The following is a 15,211-nucleotide window of genomic DNA, read 5'->3' as shown; positions in this document are numbered from 1 at the left end:
GCAATCACCGGTCCTTCACGGCAAGTCTGGGCAAGTCCCGGACGATCTCAGCCAATCCGGAATATTGTCCTCCTGCTCATGCTTGGCTACGACCATTTGGGCAATTTCAAACGAGATCATGCTCAAATCCTTGATCAGCTTTTTGGCGTTATGCGCAAATTGACGATGAGACTCTCGAATTTGCTCTTTATGAGCCGGCAGCTCTTTGACGATCTGGGAGCGGAATGCCTGGGCAAGGAAATAGAGAACATCGCGGTCCTCCGGATCAGCAGGGAAACCTACTTTTCCTTCTATAATCTGATTCAGCTGATATTTGCTGCTTCGATTTTTGTAAAAGGCTTTAAATTGTACGGCGTGCGCGGGAGTAAGCGCACCGCTAGCCAAAATGCCGACAAGCTCGGGCGTAATCGCATCTCCGAATTCATGCAGCGCATCCGAGAGCATATGCCAGGAGCGTGGCGTCGAGAAGGTCTCTTCACTCTTAGACGGAGCGCTCCATAAATGATCGGGTCTCGTCTCCAAGTACTCGATCACGGTCGGATGCAGGGATGCTTCGTAAGCCCAGCCGATCCAATCTTTGAACGAGACATTTAACTGAACATGGAACATCCGGTTAATCAGGGCGGAGCTCATCGGTTTGACAATGGCGCTGTCCTGGGCGCGGTTGCCTGCACCGATTACGATCGAGCCTGCGGGCAAATGGTAATCTCCAATCCGGCGTTCGTGGATCAGGCTGTAGAAGGCTTTTTGCACTTCCTGCGAGCAGGCGTTAAGTTCATCGAGGAACAAGCAATAGGGTTCATCGCGGGCAATCATGGCCGGAGGACAGAATTGGCTTTTGCCGTCTCTAATTTGAGGAACGCCGATAATATCTTCAGGCGCCAGCTGCGAACCAAGAAGGGATACGCAGGGGAGACCCACTTGCTTTGCGAATTTTTCGACAAGCGAGGATTTTCCGATACCGGGTGCTCCCCAGATAAAGACGGGACGGATAACGGAGACATTAAGCAAAACATCCATCAACTGCGTTGCAGTTACGGGTGAGGCAATATTCATAGACAACTCCTTGCAGCGTTTATTTTCTAAACCGATTATAGCAAAGAGGGGTTGTACCCATAAGAGAAGAAACAGTTATATTTGTATGTTATTTAATTCCAATAAGGAGGTTAATTAGAAGTTGAGAGGAAGCATTGTTTTACTAGCCGTATCATTCATGCTGTTAAGCGGCTGCTCGAACGGGGGAGGGAAATTACGAAAGCGGCGTAAGACTGTGGTTCAGCTACTACGACAAGCAGGTCGACGCGCCGATGGACATCATCGGACTAAACAAGGACGGAAAGGCGATCTATCCCTGAGTGATTCCTTTCACATATCGTTCTGATTTAGTGTGATTGGAATCACACCAACGGGATGCCATTCTTCCGTATACTTTGAACATAACAAGTTGAAGAAAGCGGGGAGAGCTTCATGCTGAATGAAAACACGATAGCCATTATTAAATCGACTGTACCGGTGCTTGAGGTTCATGGGACGGCTATTACGAAAAGGTTCTATCAATTATTGTTTGCCAGTCATCCCGAGCTTATGAATGTATTTAACCATGCTAACCAAAGACAGGGCAAACAGCAGACCGCGCTGGCGAATACCGTTTATGCCGCTGCCCTCTATATCGATAAGCTTGAAACCATTCTGCCGGCCGTGAAGCAGATCGCGCACAAACATCGGAGCCTTGGCATTACGGCAGACCAATATCCGATTGTCGGCCAAAACCTGCTGCAGGCCATTAAAGAGGTGCTGGGCGATGCCGCAACCGATGAGATTTTGAATGCATGGGCCGAAGCTTACGGCGTTATCGCGAATGTGTTTATCAGCGTGGAAGCGGAGATGTACAAGGAAGCCGAAGAGCAGCAGGGAGGCTGGGCGGGTTACCGCGCTTTCCGCATCAAGCGCAGAGTTCAGGAGAGCCATGTGATTACCTCTTTCTACCTGGTGCCGGAGGACGGCGGAGCGATTGCAGCATTTGAGCCGGGTCAATACGTAAGCGTAAAGATGAGCATTCCCGGTCAGAAGAACACTCATATCCGTCAATACAGTCTATCGGATGCGCCAGGCAAGCCGTATTACCGGATCTCGGTCAAAAGAGAGGATTCGCAGCCAGGCAAGGAAGCCGGCGTTGTCTCGGTCTACCTGCATGAGCAGGTGAAGGAAGGCGATGTGCTCTGGCTGTCCGCACCGGCCGGTGATTTCACGCTTGATCTGAAGGATACGCGTCCAGTGGTATTGATCAGCGGCGGGGTTGGCTTGACGCCGATGGTCAGCATGCTCAATACGCTTGTGGATACGAACTCCGACCGTCCCATCACATTCATTCATGCGGCGCAAAACGGGCAACTCCATGCCCTTAAGCAGCAGGTAGAGGAGAAGATCGGTCAAGCAGCGCAAGCAAAAGCTTACTGGTGCTATGCGCAGCCAACGGAGCAGGATGCGGGAACGTACCACAAAGAAGGTTATGTGGATCTTCCGTGGCTGCAGGAAGTTATTCCGTCCAAGGATGCCGTTTACTACTTCTGCGGACCAACGCCGTTTATGGCTCATATCAACCGCCAGCTTCTCGAATGGGGAGTTCCTGCGGCAGATATTCATTACGAATTTTTTGGACCAAAGGGCAGCCTGGATGAGGCGGAAAAAGAACCCGTTGCCAAGTAACCGGCTGCTTCCAATCAGCGTTCCTTCTTGGCCCGCAGCAATCGGTTGATCGTCTCCCGGCGGAGACCGATAAACTGTCCGATCTCGTCCTGGGTCAGGACATCGGTAAGCTTCTCCGGAGAAATGTACTGATCGAACCAAGCTTCAAGCTTTGACAGCTTGTCCGCCGGCGCAATCGCGGTCAACTGATCGATCCGCTGCTGCATCATGCGAAGCTTATCCTGCAGCTGCAGCCCAATTGAACGATAGCGCTCGGGGTGCTGTTCAAGCTCCTCGTACCAGGCGGCAGCGGGGTAAATATCCACTTCACTTGTGACGATTGCGATAGCGGTGCCGAAGTAAGGGTTAGGAGTGATGAGGGAATGATGCGGGATGATTTCGTCCGGCACGATAATATTGACCAGAATCTGCGAGCCGTCAGGGTGAACGCGTACAATTTTGAGCAGCCCGCTGCGCAGATGGAAGAGAGGTCCCGACTGGCCCTGCAGAAATAACGTTTCGCCTTTATGCAAAATCATAAGCGGTAAAGCCTCCATATGAACAAGCGAAGCCTGAAGCCGGGCTTCGCTTTTTTTATTTCATTATACGACAGATTGAATTTTCATGTTGCATTGCCTTCCAGTTCTTGTATCCTAATAGGAGAACCTGCGTTCGATAGGAGGGATGGCTTGCGACAGTTGGAGAATGAACAGGACATCATAGATCTCGTGCTTGAAGACGAATGGATGATGAAGGTGCTGCATACGGCGGGATCGTTGAACTTGCCGGACTGGTGGGTATGCGCGGGCTTCGTAAGGTCGAAGGTATGGGATTATTTGCATGGTTATACGGAGCAGTTCGCGCTGCCGGATGTGGATCTGATTTATTATGATCCTTCCCAAACGGATGAAGCGGAAGAAAAAGCGCTCGAGCAGAAGCTGAGAGACGTCATGCCGGATGTGCCTTGGTCGGTGAAAAACGAAGCGAGAATGCATCTGGTGAACGATATTGAGCCGTACTCATCCGCCGTTGATGCCATGTCCAAGTTTCCGGAGACGGTTACCGCTCTTGGTCTGACCTTGGACGGGCAGAACGGCGTCGTGCTGTCGGCACCTCACGGAATCCGGGATTTGCTGGGCTTCGTTGTCCGGCCTACGCCGCATTTTAAGCAGTCGCCAGCGCTTATGGCGATCTATGAGAAGCGTCTTCTACAGAAGAATTGGAAGAGCAGATGGAATAAGGCAGAAGCTGCGCTCACTCAGGTTTACATGGTTCGGCATGCGCACTCCGTCTATAAGGCAGACGAAGAGTTGTACCGGCCGTTATCTCCTCAGGGAGAGGAAGCGGCAAGAAAAGTCGCCGATCTTCTGGCGGACGAACAGATTTCGGCAATTATCTCCAGTCCGTACAAACGGGCGCTTCAAACGGTCGAGCCGTTAGCGTTGCGTAGAGGTCTTACTATTCAAGTGGAGGAAGACTTTCGGGAACGGTTATTGGCGGACCGGCCGCAGGATGATTTTCATTATGCCATCCGGAAGGTATGGGAAGAGGAAGCCTTCTCCTGGCCGGGTGGCGAATCGAATCTTGTCGCACAGCATCGAGGGGTACAGGCTCTACAGAGTGTACTCCGTCGTTATCAGGGAGATACAATCGCTATCGGGACGCACGGCAACCTTATGGCCTTAATGATTAAGGCCTTTAAGCCGGAATACGGCTTTGCATTCTGGCAGCAGCTGAGCATGCCGGATATTCATAAGCTTAGCTTTAATGGCCTTGCGTTCACGCATATCGAGCGGGTTTGGGATGTAACCTAAATGGCATTAACAACACGGAAAATCCCTCTTACAGAAATTCACCATGTAAATCAAAGTCATACTCTATGAAAAATCTTAATAATATGTAAGTAAGAGAGGGATATCCCTCTCTTTTTCAATCTTTTTCGTTAAAGTAGTTGTAAGCTTTCGTTAATAAGTCGGAGAGCATTAACGTTTGCTCCTCGCCCAGGTGCTCGACCAGGCCGCTGAGATGCTGGTTCAGCTGCTCGTCCGCTTCCTTCGCAATCTGCTCTCCTTTTGGAGTTAGCTCAATTCCCACGGAACGCCTGTCATCCGGATCTACGGTACGTTCGACAAGCCCGTCGGCAATCAGTTTCTTGAGAAGCTGGGTGACGGTGGGGGTAGTGACAAGCAGCTTGCTGCTGATTTCGGATACTCTGATTTTAGGATTATCGACATCGGTATTCATCATGATGCAGAACAAAATGCGAAGCTCGCTCTTGTTAAGACCGTTAACCGATCTTTGTCTCCACTCGGCTTTCGCAAAACGGGTAAATGATTCCCTCAAACGTTGGATGGTCTCCTGATGGTTGTCTTTGTTCATACCTACTCCCAATTCCTAAGTTGTTAATTGTTTATACTTGAAATATATCATACTTCTCATTATTATGATTATAGTTAAGTTGGTAAACTAATTATTTAACGCCAAAATAATGGGGTGGAACGATGGTTAACGTAGGAGTGATGGGTACGGGTTACGTTGGGCTTGTCCATGGTGCTGTACTATCCAGTTATGGTTTCCGGGTTACCTGCATGGACGTAGACGAACAGAAAATCAAGCGTCTGAACCAGGGCATTTCTCCAATCTACGAGCCAGGGCTCGAAGAGCTGCTCCAAAGCGGTCTTCGCGCCGGTAATCTCGTCTTTACGGCAAGCGCGCAGCAAGTCGTTCAAACAAGCGACGTTCTGTTCATTGCGGTGGGAACGCCCGCCAAGGAAGACGGCAGCGCGGACCTGTCGTATGTCTGGGATGTGGTGCAGCAGATCGGCAAACATATCAACGGTCATAAAGTGATTGTCAGCAAATCAACGATGCCCGTTGGAACAAGCAGAAGCATTGCCATGTATCTGGACGGTATGCTCAGAGGCACCCCGTACCGGGCTCACGTCGCTTCTAATCCGGAATTCCTGAGACAAGGCAAGGCTGTCAGCGATTCGTTGTCTCCATCCCGGGTTGTGATCGGCGCGGAGAGCGACGAGGCGGTGCAAATGCTGAAGAAGGTTTACGCTACTCATCTTGAGCAGGATGTCCCGTTTCTATTCACGAACCGGGAAACTGCCGAGATGATTAAATACGCGTCAAACTCCTTTCTGGCGGTCAAAATTTCTTTTATTAACGAATTGGCATTATTATCCGAAAAGGTTGGCGCGAAAATTCAGGACATTGCGACGGGCATGGGCATGGATGACAGAATTTCGCCGCATTTCCTGCAGGCAGGCCCCGGTTATGGAGGCAGCTGCTTCCCGAAAGATACGCAGGCAATCGTGGATGTCGGCAGGAAGAACGGCGAGGAGCTGTACGTCGTGCGTGCGGCCATAGCAGCCAATGAAAAGCAGAAGGCGAAGATGGTGAGCAAGATCGAAGAGGCGATATCCTTTGACGGGACCTTGAAAGGAAGAACCGTTGCGGTATGGGGGCTTACCTTCAAGCCGGATACGGATGACATCCGTTATTCCCCCAGCTACGAGATTATTCAGGGACTGCTCGGCAGAGGAGCTGCCGTTAAGGTCTATTGCCCGCAAGGGATGAAGCAGGCGAAGCTTTATTGGACGGATTTGAACGGCCGCATCCAATATTGCGGCAGCGAGGCGGAATGCTCGCAGCAGGCGGATGCGATTGTGCTGATGACCGAATGGGAGCAGTTCCGCGCTGCCAATTGGGAGAAAATCGCCCGCGGCATGCGAGGGAACGCGTTTTTTGATATGCGGAATATGTTTGCGGGGGACGCTTCCGTCCTTCAATGGTTCAAATACTACCCGGTGGGCGCAAGCGAGCACGGGTATCCATTGCGGGAGGCACAATGAAGACGTATTGCGTAACCGGAGGAGCGGGTTTTATCGGCTCCCATCTTTGCGAGCAGCTGCTGGCTCAAGGCCATCGTGTCGTCAATATCGATAATTTCAATGACGTCTACGACTATAAAACCAAAATCAGGAATATCCTGAATAGTACAAGGTCGGATTTTCCTTTCACCTATTCGGGGGATAAGGATGGCGATTTGGCCACGCTTCAGGCGGTTGTCGAATCGGATGGTTACCGGCTGGTTGTGGCGGATATCCGCAGCATGGACGAGCTTGAAGCCGTATTTGCCAGCGAGAGAATCGACGCCGTTATTCACCTGGCGGCAATGGCCGGCGTTCGGCCGTCGATTGAGGATCCGCTTCTGTACGAGGATGTGAATGTGAAGGGAACTCTTCATATCCTGGAGGTGATGCGTAAGCATGGCGTGCGCAAATGGCTTTGCGCCTCTTCTTCGTCCGTGTACGGGAATAATAGGAAGGTGCCATTTTCCGAGGAAGATGTCGTGGATTACAGTATTTCGCCTTATGCGGCGACCAAGAAAGCCTGCGAGGTGCTGGGACATACGTATCATCATCTTCATCATATCGATACGATTATGCTGCGCTTCTTCACGGTTTACGGAGAGCGGCAGCGGCCTGACCTTGCCATTCACAAATTCGCGGGGATGCTGGACAAGGACGAAGAGCTGACGATGTACGGCGATGGCTCCTCGAGGCGGGACTATACCTATATCGGCGATATAATCGCGGGTATTCTTGGCGCCTTGTCGTATGTGGAACGGATGGAAAATCTCTATGAGGTTGTGAATCTGGGCACGAACCGAACCATCACGCTCCGGGATTTGATTACCAGCCTGGAACAGGAGTTTGGCAAAAGAGCCCTTATTCGTACATTGCCCAACCAGCCGGGAGATGTGGAGCAGACCTATGCCGACGTATCCAAGGCGAATCAGCTGTTCGGCTACAACCCACAGACCGATTTTGCTGAAGGAATACACAAGTTTGTTACATGGTACAGGGGGAATAGACATGGTTAAGTTATCGGTCGTTGCGCCAATCTATAACGAAGAAGAAAATATTAAGCTGCTGCACGAGGCGATTACGAATGCGGTTAAAGATAAAGTAGAGAGCTACGAAATCGTCCTCGTCAATGACGGCAGCAAGGATCGCAGCGCGATGCTGCTCGATGAGCTGGCGGAGCAGGATTCCAACGTAAAAGTCATTCATTTTGAGAAAAACTGCGGTCAGACCGCTGCGATCTACGCTGGCCTCAAAGGCTCGGCCGGCGAGCTGGTTGCGCTGATCGACGCGGATCTGCAGACGGACCCGCGGGATATTTTTAAGCTGATGCCTTATATTCCGAATATGGATTTCGTGAACGGCAAGCGTGTGCGGCGCAGAGACACCGTCGTGAAGAAGGTATCCTCCAGAGTTGGCAACGGCGTCCGCAACTGGCTGACCGGCGATCAGATCTACGATACCGGCTGCCCGATGAAGCTGATGAAGCGCGAGGTGGCGGACAGCTATTATTTGTACGAGGGCCAGCATCGTTTTCTCCCGACTCTGGCGAAGATTAACGGCTTTAAGGTTATCGAGGTAGCCGTATCCCATCAGGAAAGACAGCATGGCGTATCCAAATACGGCGTATTCAACAGAGCCTTCGTGGGGCTTATGGACGCAATCGTTATTGGCTGGCTCCGCAAACGGGTTATTCGCTATCAGATCAAAGGCCATTAATTATGTGGTGGCATTCGATTATAGGCAATGTGTCGGCCGGCAACATGGGTTGGATAATTTTTGGCTTTATCGGGCAGATCATGTTTACGATGCGGTTCATTACCCAATGGCTGGCGAGCGAAAAAGCGAAAAAAACCGTCATTCCGCTATCCTTCTGGGTCTACAGCATCCTGGGCAGCGCGGTCTTATCTATTTATGCGATATACCGCAAGGATCCTGTCTTTCTGCTGGGCCAATTGCCCAGCGTTTTTATCTATTTCCGCAACATTATGCTAAACCGCAAGTCCGAAGTGCAGGCCGCGAACAGCAATTCGGTGGATATGTAGTAAAAGCTTTGAATGGAGAAGCACTTAAGGCCCTTTGGGGACCTTAAGTGCTTTTTTATTGGCGGCATGAAGCTGGTTAAAGTCCCTGAAGGATCTTAACCTGCTCCAGAAAGCGAGATAGGACATCACCTTTATTGATTGGACAAGCCCAAGATATCTTGGCATAAATCGCTAAATATTGGCATGTTCTTCCTAACGCTTGCGGCATTATACTAATCGGTGCATGGCGATGAAAGCGTTGCCAGTAATCGTTGATTGAGGAAGGAGGACTGAAGGGGGCAAATCACGCGATTGGCTAGAGCTCAAGTACGGCCATGAACAACTATTGCGAATGAGGGAGGAAATAGACGAATGTATACGGTTTATCGGGAAAGGGCGACGAGAAAGCTGCTGGTCTTGACGCTATGCGCGGTCATGCTGGTCTCGCTTGTATCGTCCGTATTTATCCGTGAAGTACATGCGGCGGGCTCATATTTATTATCCCAAAATAAAACGGCATACGCCTCTTCCGTGGAAGGAGGCAACGCGGCGAATCTTGCGGTGGACGGTTCAACCGGCACGCGCTGGGGAAGCCAATGGGGCGTGGACCCGCAATGGCTTTATGTCGATCTTGGCGCAAACGCCACGATTGACCGCGTGAAAATCCAATGGGAAGGCGCTTATGCAAAAGCTTACAAAATCCAGGTTTCCAGCGATGAATCGACCTGGAACGACGTTTACTCGACAACAACGGGAGACGGCGGCACCGATGACCTTGCGTTAACGGGAACCGGCCGCTATGTACGGGTATTAGGCACGCAGCGTGCCCTTGCGGCTTACGGTTATTCCATTCTGGAATTCGAAGTATACGGGACTGGCGGCTCTACGGCCCCACCGGTGGATTACGGTCCTAACGTTGCGCTGAACAAACCGGTAACGGTATCATCGACTGAAAATTCCGCCTATTTGCCTCCGGGCTCAACCGCTGCGTCCAATGCGGTTGACGGCAATGCGGCTACGCGCTGGTCGTCCAACGCAACAGACAGTGAATGGATCTATGTCGATCTGGGCTCCGCCCATCAGATCGGCCGGGTGGTCCTCAACTGGGAAGCGGCAGCCGGACGGGCATACGATGTTCAAGTATCGAATAACGGCACGCAATGGACAACCGTCTATCGCGAGCTTCACTTTGCGGGAGGCAAACAGGAAATCCCGCTATATACGAACGGGCGTTACGTTCGGATGGACGGGATCGGCCGCGCGACAAGCTTCGGCTATTCGCTTCTCGAATTCGAGGTTTACGATTATATCGCTGGCCAGCCGCAGCCAACGTATTCCATTCCGGCGCTGCCAACGCCAACAGCCGTGCAATCGGGCTCCGGCAGCTATCTGACCAACGATATTCATATGCCGCAGCCGAAATATCCGGCTAACAAGACGTCGAACATCTCGACTCCGATCCCTTCGAATGACTGGTGGCAGTCGATTCTGATCAAGCCATACGGCGATTATCTCGTAACGCTGCCGCTCAAGTCGAAGTACTTCCAGCAAGGGCTTGGCATCCTCAATCCGGGAGCGGGATGGCTGTCCTCGGACGGCAGAGCGGTAAATGCCGACGGCAATCCCGATCTGTACGTCATGTCTAACAGCATTAACACGTCCAAGCTGCAAACACGCGTGACGGGTTACGGCGACTGGTCGGTAGACGCGGTTGTAAGCGACGATGCCACGGACAAAATGAAATCGACCTTCGTCAAAGGCTCGCCTTACGTGTACAATACCTTTGCCGATCCAAGCTCGGTTGAGATTTATTCCTCGCTGATTACGCAGCTGTTCGACGACAACGGCAACTCCGTCCTGACGACCGAAGGAGCTACGCTGACAGCCGACCATATCGGCGTGAAGCTGGTGAACACGGACGGCAGCGGCGCATCTTATACGCGTTACTACGGAATTTTCGCGCCGGCGGGAACGGTATTCAAGAAGGTTGGGGCTAAGGTCAAAATCCAGCTCGGCAGCGGAGGCAATTATCTGTCGGTTGCCGCTTTGCCGTCCGCTTCAAACCTAAACTACTACTACCAGCATGCTTATGCCTTCGTAACGGACACGAAAGTGAATTACAGCTATAACGAATCGACTTCGCAGGTGACAACGGATTACACGCTGACAACGGCTCTGAAGCGTACCGGGTTCTCGAATCAAGCGCTGACAACGCTTCTGCCGCATCAATGGAAGGTGTCTTCGACACCGCTTACCGCACTGTCTTATCCTTCGGTCCGCGGTACGTTGAAAGTGCGCGAAGGCAATACCTTTACGACGGTCGACCGCTTCTACGGTATCGTGCCTCAGTTCACGGAGCCTACGGATTCGGCTTACGACAAGTCGCTGATGGTCTCTTACCTGAAGGCTCTGGACGAAGAAACAACCAGTAACCTGATGGCTGCCGACGCTTATTGGCAAGGCAAGAAGCTCCATCCGCTTGCCATGGGCGTTCTTGCGGCTAATGAGCTTGGCGAGACGGCTTACCGGGATAAATTCCTGTCGCGGATCAAGACGATCCTGACGGACTGGTATACGTACACGAACGGCGAACCGGACTATTTCCTGTACTATAACTCCGATTGGGGGACAACGTATTACAAGTCCAGCGAGTTCGGCGCGAATAACGGCATTACCGACCATCACTTCACGTACGGTTACTACGTATTTGCATCTGCCGTGCTTGCGACCTTCGACAACGATTTCAAGACGCAATACGGTCCGATGATCGATCACCTCGTCCGCGATTACGCGAACCCTTCGCGCACGGATACCATGTTCCCGTTCTTCCGCAGCTTTGACCCTTATGAAGGCCATTCATGGGCAGGCGGTTACGCGGATAACGACAACGGCAACAACCAGGAAGCGGCAGGCGAATCGCTCTTCGGATGGGTTGGCCAATACATGTGGGCATTAACGAACGGCGATACGGCTTTCCGCAACGCCGCGATTTACGGCTTCACGACGGAGCTTAACGCGGTGATGCAATATTGGTTCAACTATGACGGCGACAACTGGATTCCGCAATATACGCACAAAACGGTCGGACAAGTGTACGGAGCATCCAACTTCTTCGGCACCTTCTTCAACGGAGATCCGGTATACGTGTACGGGATCCATTGGCTCCCGACATCGGAATATTTGACAAGCTACAGCCTTGTTCCGGGCAAAGCAGCAGGACTGTACAGCGGTTTCGTAGCCGATAACGGCGGTCCGGAGACGGACTGGTATCATATCGTGTGGCCGATTCAGGCGTTAAGCGATCCGCAGGCGGTCATTAACAAATGGAGCGCAACCAACATGCAGAAGAACGAAATCTTTAACACGTATTGGTTCGTTCACAACATGCAGACGCTTGGCACGCGTACGAAGGAGGTCTGGGCAACGGGCTGGACGAGCGCTACAGTGTACAAGAAAGGCAATGCGTACACCGCTCAAATCTGGAACCCGACGGCAAGCCCCGTGACGGTAACGTTTAAAAATGCCGCCGGCACAACGGGAACGGCGGTTGTAGCCGCGAAATCCCTTGTATCGGTGAACCCGATGGTGAACACCAATTCCGGCGATAGCTGGCCTCCGGTCGGCAGCGGCGGAGACAACGGCGGCGGTGATAACGGCAATGGCGGCAACAATGGCACGGATACCAACGTAGCGCTGAACAAAACGGTAACGGTATCGTCGACCGAGGCTCCTTTTGCCGGATCGAATGCCGTCGATGGCAACGTGCAGACCCGTTGGGCATCCATTGCGGGTGCCGATCCTCAGACCTTAACGATTGACCTCGGCTCCTCGCAGCAGCTCAGCCGAGTGAAGCTGAACTGGGAGACGGCATACGGCAAATCGTATAAGGTTCAAGTATCGGCTGACGGTAACAGCTGGTCCGATATTTATGCAACAACAACCGGTGACGGCGGTATTGACGACTTCAACGCAACCGGAACCGGGCGTTACGTCCGGATTGCTATGACGGAGCGCGGTACGATTTACGGCTATTCGCTGTATGAGGTTGAGGTTTACGGTCATGCCGCAGCCTCCTCGAATGCAACGCTACTGTCCGTAGGCAAGACGGCAACCGCTTCTTCCTACCAGGATCCGTTTGTCCCGGCTTCGGCCGTGGACAATGATCCCGGCACGCGCTGGGGTTCGGTGACCGGCACCGATCCGCAGTGGATTACCGTTGATCTTGGCGCAAGCCGCACGGTAACCAACATTAAGCTGAAATGGGAGACCGCTTATGCCAAGTCGTTTAAGCTGCAAATCTCGGCTGACGGCAACAGCTGGACGGATTTGTACAGCACAACGACGGGGACGGGCGCCGACCTTGACCAGAATGTAAACGGCAATGGCCGATACGTGCGCATGCTTGGAACGGAGCGCGGCACGCAGTGGGGCTATTCGCTTTGGAGCTTTGACGTATACGGCTATTAAGAATGATCAGAAGGAGACTGTCCCACCCGGGACAGTCTCCTTGCCATGTTACGGCGCTAAGCTGATATAAGAAGTTTGATAAAACCTTTCCACTGTTCTATGATTTGAGAATACTTGCCGATGCGACTCTCGCGGAGGAGAAGGAGGAGCAAAATTAATGGTTCAAGACGTGGACCTGTTTGGGCAAACCCCACGTTTTTGGAAGTGGTTTTTTGGCGTAAAGCTTGTATTTGATCTTGTCATATCGGGTATTTTTTATTTTGAACATTCCATCGCGCTTTTTTGGAGACTTAGCTTTATCGTCTTTTCAACGGCGGTATTTCTGCTGGTCTACCTGTCTTACTCCAATACGAACAAAAATCCCAACTGGCTGATATATCTTCTTATTCTCGATTTCTTGGTATCGGCCTCTTACGGATACATCTTTATTGCCGGGAATTTTCCGAATCATCTGTTTATCGGAATAACCGCTTTAGCCATTCTGATGTTTATCCGGAGCACCCGCGTTCTTATTGCCGCAGGCTTTGTGCTGCTGGTGCTCTACGTGGCCACGATGGGCAGCATCGATTGGTATTTATATAAACGCCTGGATGCGGACAGTTATTTCATCACTTGTTCCTTTATCGTGTTTGCATGCATTGTAAAAGCGCTCATCCATTTCTACCAGCGTGCCCGCAGGGAAGCGCTGGAGCTTTACGCAAAGCTCCAGCAATCCCATGAGCAGCTGGAGGATTACGCTAGCAAGGCCGAAGAATGGGCGGCTTCGCGGGAGAGAGTGAGAATTGCTCGGGAAATTCACGATACGGTTGGCCATAAGCTGACGGCAGCGCTTGTCCAGATGCAGGCGGCACGCAAGTTAAGCCAGGTTGACCCATCTCGCAGCGACCAAGCTTACTTGGATAGCGAAGGGTTAATTCGGTCCTCTTTGCAGGAGGTTCGCCTTTCCGTCAGAGCTATCCGGGATGAGCCTATCCAGTCGACCTCCTTGAACGAAAGTCTGGAAAGACTCTCTCGGGAATTTACGAAATTCGCAAACGTGTCCACGAGCTTCCAATCGAACGGGACACCCGTTGCATTGCCAAGCAATCTCCAATTGACGGCTTATCGAATCGTGCAGGAATCCCTGACGAACGCGCAGAAGCATGGACATGCGAGTCATGCCGAAATTTTATTATCTTATTCCGAGAGCGGTTTTGCGCTTGCCATCCGCAACGATGGAGAAATGCCCGGTGAATTAAAGCCCGGCTTTGGATTAATCAATTTGCAAGAACGCGTGAAGGAGTGGAACGGTCAGGTGCGGTTTCAATTAGACCCTGCGTCAGGCTTCGCCGTGGAGGCTCGTTTTCCTTATCCTTCGACAGATATGGAGCGTGGTTATAGATGAAAGTCCTTGTTGTGGACGATCAACGGATTATGAGAGAAGGGCTGGCAACCATTATCGGCCTCGAACCCGGCATGGAAGTCGTCGGAACGGCGATGGACGGTCAGGATGCTTATGCTAAAGTGTCGGAATGGCGGCCGGATGTGGTGCTGATGGATATTCGAATGCCGGGAATGGACGGAATCGAAGGCTCCGCGTTAATACGCAAGCATTTTCCCGAGACGAAGGTGCTGATCCTGACGACCTTCGACGATTCGGAATTAATTATCAAAGTTCTTGAGAATGGCGTTCATGGTTATCTGTTGAAGGACATGCCTTCCGAGGCGATCATCGGGGCCATCCGAACCGTCTACAATGGCGGTACCGTGCTGCAACACGATATTACGTCCATGCTGATCAAAGAGTTTGTCAAAATAACCGAATTGAACCCGGAGAAGTCGCATCCTCTGGGTGCGCAAGAGCCAGCGGAATTGAAGCAGCTGACGGAGCGCGAGAAAGAGGTGCTGGCTTTATTGGGGCAAGGTTTAAACAATAAGGAAATCGCGGGCACGCTTTTTCTGACGGAGGGGACGGTAAAAAATCACGTATCCAATGTGATCGCCAAGCTTGGGCTGCGCGACCGGACGCAAGCTGCTATTTATGCGGTTCGTCATCTTTCATAAAAACCCTGGAGGCATGACTTTTGGCACGGGGCATGAAAATATTCATGCTTCAGCTGTCCGAAGTGATGCCTTTTCTATTGCCAGATCATGACTTTCCACAGATTTATGGACAACGGC

12 protein-coding genes are annotated in these 15,211 nt (G+C 51.8%); 9 read left to right on the top strand and 3 right to left on the bottom strand.

All coding sequences use genetic code 11. The features are described from left to right. Nucleotides 1–15: 15 nt before the first annotated feature. Nucleotides 16–1,056, bottom strand: a complete 1,041-nt coding sequence (locus tag ACR9FF_RS26660) for an AAA family ATPase (protein WP_435166636.1) — start codon at nucleotides 1,054–1,056, stop codon at nucleotides 16–18. A gap of 411 nt (nucleotides 1,057–1,467) precedes the next feature. Here ACR9FF_RS26660 and hmpA point away from each other — a divergent pair, with 411 nt between their 5' ends. Further along, nucleotides 1,468–2,706: an NO-inducible flavohemoprotein gene (hmpA, locus tag ACR9FF_RS26655; RefSeq protein ID WP_435166633.1), complete on the top strand. Its 1,239-nt coding sequence runs from the start codon at nucleotides 1,468–1,470 to the stop codon at nucleotides 2,704–2,706. A gap of 14 nt (nucleotides 2,707–2,720) precedes the next feature. On the opposite strand, the gene ACR9FF_RS26650 is transcribed toward hmpA, so the two are convergent. Next, nucleotides 2,721–3,224 (bottom strand): Crp/Fnr family transcriptional regulator, encoded by a 504-nt coding sequence (locus ACR9FF_RS26650; RefSeq protein ID WP_435166630.1) that lies wholly within the window; start codon nucleotides 3,222–3,224, stop codon nucleotides 2,721–2,723. 150 nt (nucleotides 3,225–3,374) lie between these two features. Between ACR9FF_RS26650 and ACR9FF_RS26645 the strand changes: the two genes are divergently transcribed. Then, nucleotides 3,375–4,499: a nucleotidyltransferase family protein gene (locus tag ACR9FF_RS26645; RefSeq protein WP_435166627.1), complete on the top strand. Its 1,125-nt coding sequence runs from the start codon at nucleotides 3,375–3,377 to the stop codon at nucleotides 4,497–4,499. A 115-nt stretch (nucleotides 4,500–4,614) separates the two neighbouring features. Here ACR9FF_RS26645 and ACR9FF_RS26640 read toward each other — a convergent pair whose 3' ends face one another. Then, nucleotides 4,615–5,064 (bottom strand): MarR family winged helix-turn-helix transcriptional regulator, encoded by a 450-nt coding sequence (locus tag ACR9FF_RS26640; RefSeq protein ID WP_127492683.1) that lies wholly within the window; start codon nucleotides 5,062–5,064, stop codon nucleotides 4,615–4,617. A gap of 122 nt (nucleotides 5,065–5,186) precedes the next feature. Between ACR9FF_RS26640 and ACR9FF_RS26635 the strand changes: the two genes are divergently transcribed. The 7 genes from ACR9FF_RS26635 (at nucleotide 5,187) to ACR9FF_RS26605 (ending at nucleotide 15,094) form a co-directional block, all read left to right on the top strand. Beyond that, a complete protein-coding gene (locus ACR9FF_RS26635) occupies nucleotides 5,187–6,545 on the top strand; it encodes a UDP-glucose dehydrogenase family protein (protein ID WP_435166623.1) in 1,359 nt (452 codons plus the stop codon). Next, the gene (locus ACR9FF_RS26630) at nucleotides 6,542–7,579 is read left to right on the top strand and encodes a GDP-mannose 4,6-dehydratase (protein ID WP_435166620.1); all 1,038 of its coding nucleotides are present in this window, start codon (nucleotides 6,542–6,544) and stop codon (nucleotides 7,577–7,579) included. The genes ACR9FF_RS26635 and ACR9FF_RS26630 overlap by 4 nt, the downstream gene beginning before the upstream one ends. Further along, nucleotides 7,572–8,279, top strand: a complete 708-nt coding sequence (locus ACR9FF_RS26625; protein WP_435166617.1) for a glycosyltransferase family 2 protein — start codon at nucleotides 7,572–7,574, stop codon at nucleotides 8,277–8,279. Before ACR9FF_RS26630 ends, ACR9FF_RS26625 begins: the two co-directional genes overlap by 8 nt. 44 nt (nucleotides 8,280–8,323) lie before the next feature. Then, complete coding sequence (locus tag ACR9FF_RS26620) at nucleotides 8,324–8,605, top strand: lipid-A-disaccharide synthase N-terminal domain-containing protein (protein ID WP_164775392.1); 282 nt, start codon at nucleotides 8,324–8,326, stop codon at nucleotides 8,603–8,605. A 351-nt stretch (nucleotides 8,606–8,956) separates the two neighbouring features. Further along, entirely contained in the window at nucleotides 8,957–13,051 is a 4,095-nt protein-coding gene (locus ACR9FF_RS26615; RefSeq protein WP_435166613.1) for a galactose-binding domain-containing protein, read from the top strand. A 157-nt stretch (nucleotides 13,052–13,208) separates the two neighbouring features. Then, a complete protein-coding gene (locus tag ACR9FF_RS26610; RefSeq protein ID WP_435166610.1) occupies nucleotides 13,209–14,435 on the top strand; it encodes a sensor histidine kinase in 1,227 nt (408 codons plus the stop codon). Next, nucleotides 14,432–15,094, top strand: a complete 663-nt coding sequence (locus ACR9FF_RS26605; protein WP_201007730.1) for a response regulator — start codon at nucleotides 14,432–14,434, stop codon at nucleotides 15,092–15,094. Before ACR9FF_RS26610 ends, ACR9FF_RS26605 begins: the two co-directional genes overlap by 4 nt. Nucleotides 15,095–15,211: the final 117 nt, after the last annotated feature.

Source organism: Paenibacillus glycanilyticus (genome assembly GCF_051200795.1).
Classification (GTDB): Bacteria; Bacillota; Bacilli; order Paenibacillales; family Paenibacillaceae; genus Pristimantibacillus; species Pristimantibacillus glycanilyticus.
The sequence above is the reverse complement of the archived record's forward strand: the minus strand, read 5'-3'. Positions and strand labels throughout refer to the sequence as shown.

Bases quoted from the DNA above. Each gene is read 5' to 3' on its own strand.
- ACR9FF_RS26660 (WP_435166636.1), bottom strand. From the start codon at position 1,056: ATGAATATTGCCTCACCCGTAACTGCAACGCAGTTGATGGATGTTTTG.
- hmpA (WP_435166633.1), top strand. From the start codon at position 1,468: ATGCTGAATGAAAACACGATAGCCATTATTAAATCGACTGTACCGGTG.
- ACR9FF_RS26650 (WP_435166630.1), bottom strand. From the start codon at position 3,224: ATGATTTTGCATAAAGGCGAAACGTTATTTCTGCAGGGCCAGTCGGGA.
- ACR9FF_RS26640 (WP_127492683.1), bottom strand. From the start codon at position 5,064: ATGAACAAAGACAACCATCAGGAGACCATCCAACGTTTGAGGGAATCA.
- ACR9FF_RS26635 (WP_435166623.1), top strand. From the start codon at position 5,187: ATGGTTAACGTAGGAGTGATGGGTACGGGTTACGTTGGGCTTGTCCAT.
- ACR9FF_RS26630 (WP_435166620.1), top strand. From the start codon at position 6,542: ATGAAGACGTATTGCGTAACCGGAGGAGCGGGTTTTATCGGCTCCCAT.
- ACR9FF_RS26625 (WP_435166617.1), top strand. From the start codon at position 7,572: ATGGTTAAGTTATCGGTCGTTGCGCCAATCTATAACGAAGAAGAAAAT.
- ACR9FF_RS26620 (WP_164775392.1), top strand. From the start codon at position 8,324: ATGGGTTGGATAATTTTTGGCTTTATCGGGCAGATCATGTTTACGATG.
- ACR9FF_RS26615 (WP_435166613.1), top strand. From the start codon at position 8,957: ATGTATACGGTTTATCGGGAAAGGGCGACGAGAAAGCTGCTGGTCTTG.
- ACR9FF_RS26610 (WP_435166610.1), top strand. From the start codon at position 13,209: ATGGTTCAAGACGTGGACCTGTTTGGGCAAACCCCACGTTTTTGGAAG.
- ACR9FF_RS26605 (WP_201007730.1), top strand. From the start codon at position 14,432: ATGAAAGTCCTTGTTGTGGACGATCAACGGATTATGAGAGAAGGGCTG.